Origin of the sequence: Halobacteriovorax sp. HLS, from assembly GCF_004006665.1 — a bacterium.
Classification (GTDB): Bacteria; Bdellovibrionota; Bacteriovoracia; order Bacteriovoracales; family Bacteriovoracaceae; genus Halobacteriovorax.
Genome location: NZ_QOCL01000001.1, coordinates 498609 through 511775, shown reverse-complemented (window position 1 = coordinate 511775; position 13167 = coordinate 498609). Strand labels below are relative to the sequence as shown.

The 13167-nt window shown below is 34.0% G+C and carries 14 protein-coding genes; 11 read left to right on the top strand and 3 right to left on the bottom strand.

The annotated features are described in order from the left end of the window. Window positions 1-59: 59 nt before the first annotated feature. The 7 genes from DPQ89_RS02525 to DPQ89_RS02495 all read left to right on the top strand — a co-directional run bounded on the left by DPQ89_RS02525 (window position 60) and on the right by DPQ89_RS02495 (window position 6776). Window positions 60-752, top strand: a complete 693-nt coding sequence (locus DPQ89_RS02525; protein WP_127714848.1) for a MotA/TolQ/ExbB proton channel family protein — start codon at window positions 60-62, stop codon at window positions 750-752. A 6-nt stretch (window positions 753-758) separates the two neighbouring features. Then, the gene (locus tag DPQ89_RS02520) at window positions 759-1175 is read left to right on the top strand and encodes a biopolymer transporter ExbD (RefSeq protein ID WP_127714846.1); all 417 of its coding nucleotides are present in this window, start codon (window positions 759-761) and stop codon (window positions 1173-1175) included. After that, entirely contained in the window at window positions 1172-1975 is an 804-nt protein-coding gene (locus DPQ89_RS02515; protein ID WP_127714844.1) for a TonB family protein, read from the top strand. The genes DPQ89_RS02520 and DPQ89_RS02515 overlap by 4 nt, the downstream gene beginning before the upstream one ends. 9 nt (window positions 1976-1984) lie before the next feature. Next, window positions 1985-3295, top strand: coding sequence for a PD40 domain-containing protein (locus DPQ89_RS02510; RefSeq protein ID WP_127714842.1), 1311 nt, complete (start codon window positions 1985-1987; stop codon window positions 3293-3295). 138 nt (window positions 3296-3433) lie between these two features. Continuing rightward, window positions 3434-4978, top strand: a complete 1545-nt coding sequence (locus DPQ89_RS02505; RefSeq protein WP_127714840.1) for a sigma-54-dependent Fis family transcriptional regulator — start codon at window positions 3434-3436, stop codon at window positions 4976-4978. 113 nt (window positions 4979-5091) lie between these two features. Beyond that, window positions 5092-5304, top strand: a complete 213-nt coding sequence (locus DPQ89_RS02500; RefSeq protein WP_127714838.1) for a hypothetical protein — start codon at window positions 5092-5094, stop codon at window positions 5302-5304. Window positions 5305-5348: 44 nt separating this feature from the next. Next, window positions 5349-6776, top strand: coding sequence for an HD domain-containing protein (locus tag DPQ89_RS02495; RefSeq protein WP_127714836.1), 1428 nt, complete (start codon window positions 5349-5351; stop codon window positions 6774-6776). Here the strand turns inward: DPQ89_RS02495 and DPQ89_RS02490 are convergent. The 3 genes from DPQ89_RS02490 to DPQ89_RS02480 all read right to left on the bottom strand — a co-directional run bounded on the left by DPQ89_RS02490 (window position 6773) and on the right by DPQ89_RS02480 (window position 8904). Further along, window positions 6773-7633, bottom strand: a complete 861-nt coding sequence (locus DPQ89_RS02490) for a hypothetical protein (RefSeq protein WP_127714834.1) — start codon at window positions 7631-7633, stop codon at window positions 6773-6775. The genes DPQ89_RS02495 and DPQ89_RS02490 overlap by 4 nt on opposite strands. A 69-nt stretch (window positions 7634-7702) precedes the next feature. Next, a complete protein-coding gene (locus DPQ89_RS02485) occupies window positions 7703-8542 on the bottom strand; it encodes a protein-glutamate O-methyltransferase CheR (RefSeq protein WP_127714832.1) in 840 nt (279 codons plus the stop codon). Beyond that, window positions 8539-8904, bottom strand: coding sequence for a response regulator (locus tag DPQ89_RS02480; RefSeq protein WP_127714830.1), 366 nt, complete (start codon window positions 8902-8904; stop codon window positions 8539-8541). The genes DPQ89_RS02485 and DPQ89_RS02480 overlap by 4 nt, the downstream gene beginning before the upstream one ends. 276 nt (window positions 8905-9180) lie before the next feature. On the opposite strand from DPQ89_RS02480, the gene DPQ89_RS02475 reads away from it, so the two are divergent. Genes DPQ89_RS02475 through DPQ89_RS02460 form a run of 4 tightly spaced genes read left to right on the top strand, consistent with a single transcriptional unit; the run spans window position 9181 to window position 13158 of the window. Beyond that, entirely contained in the window at window positions 9181-9885 is a 705-nt protein-coding gene (locus tag DPQ89_RS02475) for an ATP-binding cassette domain-containing protein (RefSeq protein WP_127714828.1), read from the top strand. Continuing rightward, window positions 9873-10664 (top strand): hypothetical protein, encoded by a 792-nt coding sequence (locus DPQ89_RS02470; RefSeq protein ID WP_127714826.1) that lies wholly within the window; start codon window positions 9873-9875, stop codon window positions 10662-10664. Before DPQ89_RS02475 ends, DPQ89_RS02470 begins: the two co-directional genes overlap by 13 nt. Continuing rightward, window positions 10652-11719, top strand: a complete 1068-nt coding sequence (locus DPQ89_RS02465; protein ID WP_127714824.1) for a murein hydrolase activator EnvC — start codon at window positions 10652-10654, stop codon at window positions 11717-11719. Before DPQ89_RS02470 ends, DPQ89_RS02465 begins: the two co-directional genes overlap by 13 nt. A gap of 14 nt (window positions 11720-11733) precedes the next feature. Continuing rightward, on the top strand, window positions 11734-13158 hold the full coding sequence (locus tag DPQ89_RS02460) for a S41 family peptidase (protein WP_127714822.1): 1425 nt from the start codon (window positions 11734-11736) through the stop codon (window positions 13156-13158). Window positions 13159-13167: the final 9 nt, after the last annotated feature.

Here is a 13167-nt window from a genome sequence, read left to right as displayed (position 1 = left end):
GCTTTATTTTAACAGTATAAAATACTAATAATGAATAGTTAAAACTTAAGGAGTGAATTTTGAGTTCAACAGAGTTAAATATTTTACAAATTTTATTAGATGGGGGACCAGTTGTTAAAGGAGTACTTTTAGCACTAGTCTTTGCTTCAATAGTTTCTTGGGCAATAGTTTTAAAGAAAAAGAAATTGTTAGCGGAGCTTAATGAAAATAACAGAGACTTTCTTGATGCCTACAAGAGCGCTAAGAGTCTATCTGATGTCATGCATAGTTGCCAAGCACTTCCATTTTCACCTTATAGGTCTCTATTTATCAATGGATATACCGAATTATCGAAACTAAAGGAAAACCTTGGTAATGATAATTCTCGATTAGAAGATCATTTTTCTAAATATGGATTGCATTCTCTTGAAAGAGGATTAAAGAAAGGTGTTCATGAGGTAAATGTTGAGCTTGAGAGATCATTAGCTACTCTTGCAAGTATTGGTTCTGTGTCTCCATTTATTGGCCTTTTTGGTACTGTATGGGGAATCATTGGTTCATTTACAGGTCTTGCTGGGGGCGGGGCAACTTTAGATGCTGTTGCTCCAGGTATTGCTGAAGCCCTTGTCGCCACTGCGATTGGTCTGGTTGCGGCCATTCCAGCTGTATGGTTCTATAATAAGTTTAATAATTCGAATGCTATTGTTCAATCAGAAATGGAAAGCTTTGGACAAGAGTTTTTAAATGTAGTGGAAAGAACTTTAGCTAAGTAGGTAAGTATGGCTTTCAATGTAGGAAATAAAAAAGGTGCGATCTCTGAAATAAATGTTACACCTCTAGTAGATGTAATGCTAGTTTTGCTAGTTATTTTTATGATCACAGCTCCTTTAATGCTGAATGGGATAAAGCTGGATTTACCAAAGACGAAAGAAGTAAACCCAATTAATCTTTCAACATCTCAAGTAATCCTTTCTTATACGGCCAGTGGGGACATGTATATTGGAAGTGATAAATTTTTACGTGATGAAATAGTTAGCGAAGTTAAGAGTTTATTTAAAAAAAATAAAACTGAAACACTATTTCTACGCGCCGACTACTCCGTTCAATATGGTAAAGTTGCTTCTTTGATGTCATTTTTAAAAAGGGCCGGGATTGTTAAAGTAGCACTTGTAACAGAAATAGATGAAAAAAAATGATTACAAAGACTTTAGAAAATAAATCATTTAAGTATTATTTTAGTTGGAGTTTCTTCTTTCATGTAAGCCTGTTTCTATTATTTTTACTCATTGGTAAACTTTTTCATGATCAAATAAATGCAACTAAAGATTTTAATATGAAATTAGTAGAATCTTCCGTTAGAGTCGATGTCGTAGCAATGCCTAAAATGACTTTAAAAGAATTAAAGGCACTTCCACAAATCTCTAAGGGATCTGAAACAGCAGTTATTGAAAAGAAAGAAGTTGTTAAAGAAGTTATAGAAAAAGATGATGTTGTATTAGAAAAGAAAGTAAAAAAAGCAAGCTTTCTCGATATGATGAAAGATCTATCTAATAAAGAAGTTAAGAAAACTAAACAAGTTAAGAAAAAAGAGAAGAAAGGTAGTCGTAATGGTCTAAATATAGATTCGAATACACTAAAAAACCTCGTTGCAGAAGGAAATAGAGTCTCCAAGGGGGTTGCTATCTCTGGAACTGGTTCAGCTAATGTTGATATGACTGGCTTTACTGCATATATGTCTTCTTTACCTTCACACGTAAGAGTGCATTGGAAGTTGCCAGGATATCTGCTTGGACGCGATCTACAGTGTAGAATAAGAATTTTTATAAAAGAGAATGGTACTTTATTAAAGGCCGAAATCTATGAATCAAGCGGGGAGAAAGAGTTTGATGAAAGGGCACTAAAAGCTGTTCAACTTTCATCTCCTTTTCCGACAGTTCCTGCTGAAAATAAGCTGAATGCCCTTAACGGCGAGATCGTTTTAGGCTTTCCGCTTTAGGAGAGTATTGTGAATAAAATTATAGTAATGGTATTAGTACTTTTATCATTTGGAGTGAATGCTCAGTTAAATATTGTTGCTGTTGGTAAAGCAGAACTGGAACAATCGAAAGTCGCTGTTTCTAGTGCAATTACTCAAGGTTCAATATCTAATAAAAATAGAGATATTGCCAAAGAGGTAATGAATACCGTAAGAAATGATTTTTCATTTTATCAAAAAGTGTTCTCGGTTGAAACAGAACTACGCTCAATTAACTCTGCAGATATTAATTATGATTCTGAGTCTGTTAATTATTTTGTAACAGGAGTATTTAGAGAGCTTCCTACAGGGCTTAGAGTTTCTATTACCGCCCACGATATTAATAAGAAAAAAATTCTAATCCAACAAGATTACGATATTAGAGATAGTGCAAGAGATATTGGTCATGAGTTTTCTCATTACACGTATAAAGAAATAACTGGAAAAGAGTCTATTTTTAAATCCAAGATATTATTTGTTACAGATAGACACGGATCAAAAAAGAACCCTGTTAAAGAGTTATATTTAATGGATTTTGATGGAGGCCAGAAAAGGAGGCTAACTTTTCATAAAGGCGTTGTTATCTCTCCTGCCATTTCTAATGATGGATCTAAGGTTCTTTATTCTTTAATAAAAGATGGCGTAGATAAGAATAAGAATATCAATTTATATGTTCTCGATTTAGAAACTAATAAGACATCCCTTATTTCAAGTAGAAAAGGAATTAATTCTGGAGCAGTTTTTATGCCAGATAATGAGTCTATTCTTTTAACACTCAGTCATACTGGAAATGCTGAAATTTATATAATGAACTTAAAGACTAAGGCGCTTACAAGACTAACTAATCATTATTCACCAGATGTAGACCCATCTATTAATAAAGACGGAACATTGATGACATTTCTCTCAGGAAGAGGGGGGAAGCCAATGATTTACACAATGGATATGGCCACTAGAAAGGTTACGCGCATAAGCTATGTAGGGAAGTTTAATGCAACTCCACGCTTTACACCTGAGGGTGATCAGATCGCCTTCAGCTCATGGTTAGACACTCGTTTTGATATATTCAGGCTTGATGCTAACGGTAATAATTTAGCTAGGTTAACTAAAGATTTTGGCTCAAATGAGGATCCTACCTATTCAAATGATGGACAGTTTATTGCTTTTTCTAGTCAGAGGGTTATTTCACGATCTAAGGCCGTACAAAATATATACATTATGGACAATGATGGAGAAATTATAGGGTCGATCACCGAAAATTTCGGAAATTGTATAACTCCTAGATGGACTAAGTCCTTATAATTACGATATTTCTGTATTTTTTTTAAACAACCGAGTATTTTAGTCTTGTAAAAAGTTCAGACGCATTGTATTATTTTCCTAGATAACGCTTAGTGTAATAAAGTTTTAATTACAATCAAACTGACTAGGAGATTAACAATGGGTGAGATACTGGCTAAAAACTCTACAAGAATTGAAGAACTTTCGTCTATATTACTATCAACTCTTGATGAGCAAGTGTTCTTTTCTGAAATCTCAAAATGTCTTAATGATGTAATGAATGTTGATAATGTAAAAGTATTTAGAGCTAGAGAGAACGGTTCTTGTGTTCTTGTAGCAGAAAATAACAAATCAATTGAAAATGGTGTTGTCTTAGAAAAAGGTGCTGGAATAGCTGGTCATGTTCTAAGAACAAAGAAGTCTTATTTTTCAAACTCAATCACTAGAGATCCACTTTTTTCTACAACAGATAATGGTGATGCATTAGCAGAGCTTTGTGTTCCAGTAGGTTGTGATGGTTTCATGATTGGAACTCTACATATTCAATCTAATACTGAAGAAAGAGTATTTTCTAGAGAAGACATAACTTGTGTATTAGAGATTTTAGAGCAAATACAAAAACCAATTAGAAATATGAAAATTTACCTTTCTGCAAAGTTCTTAAATGAGTCTCTTTCAAGACAAATTGAAGCGAAAGAAAAAGAGCTAGAGCAGAGCAAATCAAGTGTTAACGTAAGTGACACATATAAAATTCAAGAAAAAGATATTATTGGTAAATCTCAATCAATGAAAGATCTTATTGCAATAACTGATAGAGTGGCGTGCGCGAATGTGTCTACGTTAATTGTCGGAGAATCGGGTACAGGAAAAGAAATGGTTGCGAGAAGAGTTCATTGTAGAAGTCCTCGTAAAGAAGGTGCTTTTATTTCAATTGATTGTTCAGCTTTAAATGAAGTTCAGTTAGAAGTAGAGATGTTTGGTGAAGAAGCGAGAGATTTCTCGTCTATAGCAAGACCAGGTCTTTTAGAGCAAGCAAATAATGGAACACTCTTTATTAATAATATCGAGTCAATGCCATTAGTAATTCAGTCAAAGTTAATTAAATTTATTAGTGAAAAAATGGCATTTCGTGTAAGAGGACAAGTTCCTTATAGAGCTGATGTGAGAATAATTGCTTCTAGTGCAAAAGACTTCTCTGAGTTAGTGCAAAATGGATTATTTAGAGAAGATCTCTTCTATGCTCTAAATACAATGTCATTAAGAGTTCCTTCTTTAAGAGAGAGAACAGAAGATATTGAACTACTAGCTTCATTCTTCTTAAATAATGGAAAAAATACTGATGCACAGAAATCTTTATCTCCAGGTGCCTTGAGTTCTCTTCAAGATTACCACTGGCCAGGAAATGTTAGAGAGCTTCAATCTGTAATGGAAAGGGCCTTCATTCTTTCTGATGGAATGATCATCGGTAAAGACCACTTATCAGAATCAGTATCTGAAGCTGAAAAGGTAGAAGTGGTAAAAGATGATAAAGTAATTGAATTCTCAGAGATGACTCTTGATGAATTAGAAAAGAAACATATCTGCCACACACTAGAGTACCTTGGTGGAAATAAAACAAAGACTGCCAAGACTTTAGGGATAACAGTTAAGACACTTTATAATAAGCTTCACTCATACGGAATGATTGAACCAAAAGAAGCTTAATACCGGCGCAGTGAGTAAAAATTAAATTTGTATTATTACATTATACTAAGTATCATTTTAATTCGCCTCAAGCTTATGGCCTGAGGCTAATTATTCCGATTTAAGGAGAAAACATGACAGCTACAACGATTACTAATACTGAAGTAACTGAAGGAAAAGGCGTTAGAAACTTTAGAAGCTCAGCTGATGTAGAAAACTTCTATAGATTTGTTCATGAGAGTGGCCTTAGAAGAGAAGCAAAGCTTATTTTTACTACTATTGTTTCTCAGCTAAACAAAAGTAAGAAGAAAGTTAGAAAGAAAAGAAAAAGCAAAAAATTACAATAATAAGTTAGCCGACTTCTTAGTCGGCTTTTCTCCCTAGGACATACATGGATGTAGAAATGAAGGGAAGAGTCGTTTTCGACCCTATATATGGATTCATCAAATTAACTCCCGTTGAATATGAAATAATTCACTCACCATTTTATCAAAGACTACGTTGGATAAAGCAACTTGGATTTAGTTGTTACGTTTTCCCTGGAGCTGAGCACTCTCGTTTTGGACACTCAATCGGTGTTATGTTCAATGCACATAAGATTCTTCAATCAATAGAAAGAGGCGTATCAGATTCGGACTTAATGGACCCTAGCTGCTTAACTAAAGAGGCTATATATCATAAATCTCTTCGTATAGGGGCCTTGCTCCATGATCTTGGAACTTTTGTTTTCTCACATACTACTGAAGCTGCATATATTACTTTTGGAGAAACAACAAATACTAAAGGTGGTAAAGGTCTAAAGGATGACCATGAAAACCTTGGCTCATTTATCATCAAAAATACAGACTATGAAGGTGGTATTACTCATATTTTAAAAAAGTATGGATTAGACCCACAAACTATTTCAGATCTTGTGAAAGGTGTCGATCCTTCAATACTAGCTAACCAAATTCTTCACTCTGAGATTGATTGCGATAGAATGGACTACCTTCTTAGAGACGCACACTATACCGGTCTTAAATATGGTGCATATGATAGAGATTATTTACTTCACCACTTTGAAGTTAGAACGGTCGAAAAGCATGATATTTTGGCCATAAGACATAATGCTCTTCATTGTGTAGAAGATTTTTTAATGTCTAGATTTGCTTGGTATTCTCAGGTGATTAGATCTCCTAGAGGATCAAAGTATGATGCTATCGCAGAGAGATTAACTTTTCACTTTTTAGAGAAAGGATATATCTATAGATATAGCGACTTATTAGATATGATTTCTAATGAGCCGATGAAGTTTTATGGATTCAATGATAGCTACTTTATAAATTTAGTTCAAAAGCATCTGGCCAATGGAGACTTAGATAGTGTTCCTGATATTAAAGATATGGCCATGACACTTTTACTAGAGAAGGGTGCAAAGACCATCCGTTGTCATGAATTTAAGCAGATTCTCTTTGATCAAGATAGAGTATCTGATAACGAAAAAATTGTTAAAAAGGCCCAGCAAAAAGTTAAAGAGCTTCAGGATTATCTTACTAAAAATGGAAGTTCGAAAGATTGGATTCTTCCTGACCTTCCTAAAAAAGATATAATTTATGTAAAGTCTCCTAAAGCTATAGCCAAAGGTGGAACAACTGCGAATCTTCTCCTAGAGAGAGATCCGGTAAAAATTAGTTATGAAAATGGTGATATAAAACTATTGGCCGATGTAGAGAATTCTGTTATTTCTAGTCTCCACAAGAAGATGAATTATACGCCGAACGTCTTTTGCTCAGAGTCGGCGCACAAAATATTAGTGGATGCAGGCCTAATTGAGAGCTAGAGCTTAGCTCTGTGCTCAAGACCTTGGCTTCTTTGCCAATTAATTATTGGTCCAAAGATAGTGTCGATTGATTCTCCATCATAATTGATTTGGTGGAGATCTCCCGTTTTAATTTTTAAATCACTTGTTACAAAAATAATATTGCTATGTTCATCAAGAGTTTTGTAGTTTCTGATAAACGCTATTTCTTCCATCGTACTTTCTAGGTTAAGGATTACACATAATAGAGAACCACTTCCTTTTTTGATAGGAACTCTGGGCGAGATAAATGATAGTTCTTCTATTTTCTGTCCTAGTACTGCGGCACGATCTTCAATATTTTCGGATAGGTTTTTATTTGTAAGACAATAAAATACCATCTCCATACCCATTCTCTTTTGATCAACAGGGTTTAGAGCAAGAAGTGCCATTGCCTCTTCCGGAGAAGTTAACATGAACTTCTCTGTTAATTTATCCTTAATAGGAATGATAATAACTTCTTCATGAAGTAATAGTTTCTTGTTCTCTTCAAGAATAAGAACAGGGTTAATTTTAATTGACTTAATTTTTTTAGAGTCACACAGACTGAAAACTAAGTCTCCAAGCATGTAGGGTCTTAAGTTAATAATTATATTAGGAATTGAAAATTGATCTAGTGTGATTTGAGATAAATCATGAGTAGACTGCACACGAGTAGCTAATTCTTTTGTCGTAAATGCATTATAAGACATTTGGTCTTCATTTAAGACTGGATTTCCTTGCTCATCAATTTCAACAAAGACAATGTCGTAGTATCCAAGTTTTTGAAATTTATTATGATAGTTTTTAACCCTTGTATTTATAAAAAGGTTTTTCTCTATATTCCAAAATGTCGTCATATGACCTCCCAACTTTGTTCTATAAATTTCTATCATAGTTGGAAGGCTCAATTCAAGGGGAGAGGCGTTTTAGGCCTTCTTTGCGTAAACAGTTAGATTATCGTAAGTTTCTCTTTGGAAATCGGTCTCAAGTCCTATAAAACTCTCACCATTTCCTAGTACGAGGAATCCTCCAGGCCGTAAGCTTTCATAAAGTTTACTAACAATTTTCTGCTTATTTTCCATATTTTGATATATTAATACGTTGCGGCAGAAGATTATATCATACCTCATGAGAGGAAAACTCCCAGTCAGTAAGTTAAATTCAAAGAAATTTGGTATTCTAGAAAGCTCTGGGGCAATTTGCCAGCTTTCATCTTCTTGCTGCTCAAAGTACTTCATAAGAGTTGTTATTGGTAAACCTCTTTGCACATCAAGACCGTTGTAGTTTCCTTTTTTTGCTTTTGCTAGGGCATCTGTAGAAATATCTGAAGCATCAATGACGAGCCTCGGGATGAGCTCAGGAATTTTTTCTTTGATTTGCATAATTATTGAATAGATCTCTTGTCCAGTAGAAGAGGCAGCACTCCAAATAGAAATAGGTGCCATCTTCTTATTTTCCATAATTATCGGAAGAAGTTCATTGGTAAGAATACTAAAAGGTCTCTTATCTCTGAAAAAATAAGTTTCATTATTAGTTGATATATTAATAAGTACGGTATGCATATCAGGACTAATTGGACCCTGAAACTTCTTATATAGATCATCAACAGCTTCAACTTCAAAGATCTTAACTAGCGATCTTAGTCTTGTTTCAAGTCGATAATAATCTTTATCTGTGTAAACCATTCCTGAATGTTTATAGATATAGTCAGCAAAGAACTTAAAAACTGTGTTGCTAATCTCATCTTTAGTTACGGCAAGATTCATGCTATCTCATCTACAAGTTCGAACTTGTTAAATAGAATATCGTTAGTGAATGGCTTCATAATATACTCAACAGCTCCAAGACTTAAAGCCTTCTTTATATAGTCCGGCTTATTTTCTGTTGTCATCATAATAATGGGAGTCTTAGTGAAACTGTCAGTTAAGTTCTTTTCAAGAAACTCAGGACCATTCATATTTGGCATATTCCAGTCCAAAAGAATTACGTCAACATCACTATTTTCCTGAAGGTACTCAACTGCTTTAACTCCATCCTCGGCCCAAATGCCAACATGACCTTTTTCTTCTAGCATCTGTGAAACCATCATAAAAATGGCCTTCGAATCATCAACAATGAGTACTCGCATAAGAAATTCCTCTATTCTATATTTGTATGTACCTATTTTACGGACTCCATGAAAAAAAACTAACTCAATATATTCTCAATTTGAATACCAGAGTGACATGATAGGGTATCTAAGTAACTAGAAGGTCAAAATGATACCAGAGTATTTCTTTCAAAATGTTTCTTTTCTCAAGGAGTTTCTTTACTAAAATTCAGCTCTTAGGTACAATATAGTAGCCATATAGTTTTATGGTTTTCAAGTTAGGATGATTTGGAAAGTTATTAAGGATGGGTCAGGATGATCAATAGTTCGTTAAACAAAACGTTTGGTAACCACAAACAAATTCATGTTTCAAATAATAACTTATTCTTTTTAGAAGATATCTCTTTAGGATTTGGTCCAATAAAGGCCTTAAGTCATGTTCAGCTTAGCATTGATAAAGGTGAAATTGTTTTCATTACTGGAACTTCTGGAGCAGGAAAAACATCATTATTAAGAATACTTGCTGGAGACATTGAACCTACCAGCGGCAGAGTTAAGAGACCAAACTCCAAAGTATTTGTCTCACAAGTTTTTCAAGACCTTAGACTTATGGGAAATCTGACGTGTAAAGAGAATATGTCGCTTTCTTACGATCCATCACTTTACGGCTCACGTAAAGATTTTGAAAAAGACCTTAATGAACTATCTAGAATTCTCGGAATCACTGATAGACTAAATATTCAAATTAAAAATGCAAATGGTGGACTTAAGCAAAAGGTCGCTATCGTTAGAGCATTATTAAGTAGACCAGATGTGATTGTATGCGATGAGCCTACAAGTTCATTGGATGCTGAAAATGCTAGGAAAATATTTGAAATATTAAATCTTTATAACGTAAAAAGAAAACTTACTGTGGTTTGGGCTTCTCATAATAGAGAGCTTGTGAAGCAATTCTCAGGAAGAATTGTTCACTTAGATGCAGGAAAGTTAGTTTACTCAGGACATGCATGTTTTATTTAAATCTATTTATTCAAAACGTTAGAAGACACCCTTTTTGGGGAAGCGCTTTCTTTATTACTACATCGATTATGGTTCTATGTGCCATGAACTTTTCTAGTATTGAGAATTATATTTTTAAATCGAGCTTGAGTCTTGATAGCGGACCATCTTTTCATGCTCTTATTTCTGGAGATCAAAATCATCAAAGGATTTCTAGAAAAGTTCTTGAGTTGCCAGGGGTACAAAAAGTAAGTTTCTCTAGTAAGGAAGAAATTCAATCTCAAGTAAAGAGTGTTCTATCTGGAGTTGATTTGCAGATGAAGTTTGATGACTTAGATTTGAACTATGTTGGATTAAAAATCTCATTAGAACAAGGGTTGCAGCCAAGAAGTCAAAACTTAATTAGAGACTATCTTGTAAGATTAGTTGGAGCTTCTAATGTTACTTTAGGGGCGACTAAAAGTATTTCAAGAAGCCAATTATTAAAGAATCAAATATTTTCTACATTTAGGGAGTGGGGTGTTCTTGTTGTGAGCATCTCATTTGTGATTATTTGGGCGCTTGTCGCGGTAGGTTTTTCAGTACAAGTTAAAAAGAGCTCATATCTAATTGAGAAGTTTCAAAGAAGAAGTAAGGTTGGGCTAAAGGTAATGCTTCTAGCTACAATGACAATTTTTATTACTTCATTTGCACTTACTATAAGTATCGGTCAGTTATCTTTAATAGGTATGGTCTTAGGGCTGGTCCTATTGCTTGCTTCAACAGCATTTCAAATGAGGTCGCTTCAATGGCAGGATTAGTTTCTAATAAGCTAGCTTTAGTTTTTTTATTAGGTACAATTTGTCTCTCGCCTGGTGCTTATGCCAAAAGTATTAATATCTCTGATGTTAGAAATGAAATCAGATTAAGCTCGAGAAACTTAAGTCGTATAAACTCAAATATCATATTATTAGAAAAGAAATTAAGTAAGAAAAATAAGAATTATATTGAAGTCTTAGATAATAAAAGAAAAATTGAATCAAATATTTATACTAGCTCTGAAAAAATTGAAAAATACCTTAGTTTAATAGATGAAGAGAAAGTAAGAACAAAGAAGGTCTTAGGTTCTGTTGTTGCAAATTCAATGTCAAATACAGAAACTAGCTCGGAGATCTTGAGTAAGAAAATATTCACAGATGTTCTAAAAAAGCGTTTGATTAAGCTTCAAAGCTTAGAAAATATTGTAAAAATTAAGAAGGATAAACTTGCTCAGATGCAAAAGAGATTTGCTGCTTTTGAACAAAAAGAGGGAGAGATTTTAACATTCATATCAGAGTTAGAAGAGAGAAAGAAAGAATATGCTGCTCAGTATGTTAGTATCGAAAAGAATAAACTAGAATTAGCAACTAAGCTTTCTTCAATAAAGTCACAAATTTCACAAAAAAAGATGGCCAAGAGTGCTAAATCTGAAAAACCTTCTTTAAATATACAATTTTCAGCACCAATTGAGTCTTACTCTGGTCTTGATTACCAGAAAAAAGGAATAACATTTAAGTTTAAAGATAGCCAAGTTGTAAAATCTACTTTGGCCGGAGTTGTTAATCACGTAGGAACACTTGCTAATTATGGTAATGTTGTCATGGTAGATCATGGAGATGGAGTAAGGTCCATCTATCTTGGAGACCTTTCTTCTAAACTTAAGCAAGGACAAAAAATTAAAGCTGATCAAGTTATAGGACAAACCAGAGTTAGAAGGTCAACCGGTCTTGGGCAGATATACTTTGAAGTACGTAAAAAGAATAAAGCACAAAATACATTTCTTTTAATGGACAAGAAGTTTTTAGCGAAGAATAATTTAAACATTGTAAATATTTAATATAAGGACATATTATGAATAAGAAGAGTAGTAAGCGCAGCCTTAGAGCTGTTAGTTTATGTATCGCTCTTTCCGTTGGAGGCCTATTTCTAGGCTTCTTTTCAACTCAAAAAGTTATGGCGGTAACTAAGTCACGATTCGAAAAGTTAGAACTATTCAACAAAGTTCTATTCTTAGTTGAGTCGCAATACTATCGTGATGTAGATACAGACAAGCTTATCCAAGGTGCGATAAAGGGGATGATGAGTACTCTTGATCCACATTCAGCTTTTCTAGATAAGAATGTATTTGCAAAAATGCAAGAAGAGACAAAAGGAGAGTTTGGGGGATTAGGTCTTGAAGTTACAGCTCAAGATGGAAGCTTAATTGTTGTCACTCCTATTGAGGATTCTCCTGCTTTTAAAGCGGGGATGATGCCTGGAGATAGAATTGTTGAGATCAATAATGAAAGTACTATTGGATCGACCCTTGAAGAAGCTGTTAATAGAATGCGCGGTAAAAATGGAGATAAAATCACAATTGGTGTTGTTAGAGAAAATTATGAAGGAATAAAAACTTTTGTACTCACAAGGCAGATTATTAAGATTACTCCGGTTAAGCATTCTGTTGTAAGAAAGAACTATGCATATATACGACTAAAGCAATTTCAAAAAAGATCAGCTGAAGAAATAATTAATGCAATCAAGAAAAGTCGAAAGATAACAGAAAAGAATGGTGGACTTAAAGGTATTGTTCTTGATCTTAGGTCAAATCCTGGAGGTCTTCTAGACGAGGCTGTAGATGTATCTTCAATCTTCTTAAAAGATGGAGTTGTGGTAAGTACAGAAGGAAGAGACCCAAAGAATAAAGAAATTAGATATGTTAAAAAATCAGGATATAAAGAAGTGGATGTTCCATTGGTCGTATTAATCAACTCTTCTTCAGCATCAGCAAGTGAGATTGTTGCAGGAGCGATTCAGGATTGGAATAGAGGTATTATTATGGGCTCTCAATCCTTTGGAAAGGGCTCTGTTCAAACAGTAGCTAAAATTGATGATGAAAAAGGTGTTAAACTTACTATTGCACAATATATGACACCTAAAGGTAGAAAAATTCAAGCTATTGGTATCATTCCTGATGTGCAAGTAGATGAGGCGGAAGGTTCTTGGGTTGCTGCGCACAGAAAAGAGCAGAGATTTATAAGAGAATCGGATTTAAAGAATCATTTGACTGCAACAATAGAGACTTCACAAGAAAAGAAAGAAAGGCTAGCACTTGAAAAAGCAGACAGAGAAAAGAGAAGAGCTAGACTGAAAAAACTTAAAGCAGATAAGAAGAAGAAATCTGAAAAGCCAGAGTATGACTGGTTTGTTAAGTATGATGCGAAAGAAGATTATCAAGTGATTCAGGCCATAAACTATATAAGATCTTTCGATTTATTTAAGAAAATGAATAAATAATTCCCTCAA

Excerpts from the sequence above, each read along its gene's own strand:
- DPQ89_RS02520 (WP_127714846.1), top strand. The coding sequence starts at position 759 with ATGGCTTTCAATGTAGGAAATAAAAAAGGTGCGATCTCTGAAATAAAT.
- DPQ89_RS02515 (WP_127714844.1), top strand. The coding sequence starts at position 1,172 with ATGATTACAAAGACTTTAGAAAATAAATCATTTAAGTATTATTTTAGT.
- DPQ89_RS02505 (WP_127714840.1), top strand. The coding sequence starts at position 3,434 with ATGGGTGAGATACTGGCTAAAAACTCTACAAGAATTGAAGAACTTTCG.
- DPQ89_RS02500 (WP_127714838.1), top strand. The coding sequence starts at position 5,092 with ATGACAGCTACAACGATTACTAATACTGAAGTAACTGAAGGAAAAGGC.
- DPQ89_RS02495 (WP_127714836.1), top strand. The coding sequence starts at position 5,349 with ATGGATGTAGAAATGAAGGGAAGAGTCGTTTTCGACCCTATATATGGA.
- DPQ89_RS02490 (WP_127714834.1), bottom strand. The coding sequence starts at position 7,633 with ATGACGACATTTTGGAATATAGAGAAAAACCTTTTTATAAATACAAGG.
- DPQ89_RS02485 (WP_127714832.1), bottom strand. The coding sequence starts at position 8,542 with ATGAATCTTGCCGTAACTAAAGATGAGATTAGCAACACAGTTTTTAAG.
- DPQ89_RS02480 (WP_127714830.1), bottom strand. The coding sequence starts at position 8,904 with ATGCGAGTACTCATTGTTGATGATTCGAAGGCCATTTTTATGATGGTT.
- DPQ89_RS02475 (WP_127714828.1), top strand. The coding sequence starts at position 9,181 with ATGATCAATAGTTCGTTAAACAAAACGTTTGGTAACCACAAACAAATT.
- DPQ89_RS02470 (WP_127714826.1), top strand. The coding sequence starts at position 9,873 with ATGTTTTATTTAAATCTATTTATTCAAAACGTTAGAAGACACCCTTTT.
- DPQ89_RS02465 (WP_127714824.1), top strand. The coding sequence starts at position 10,652 with ATGGCAGGATTAGTTTCTAATAAGCTAGCTTTAGTTTTTTTATTAGGT.
- DPQ89_RS02460 (WP_127714822.1), top strand. The coding sequence starts at position 11,734 with ATGAATAAGAAGAGTAGTAAGCGCAGCCTTAGAGCTGTTAGTTTATGT.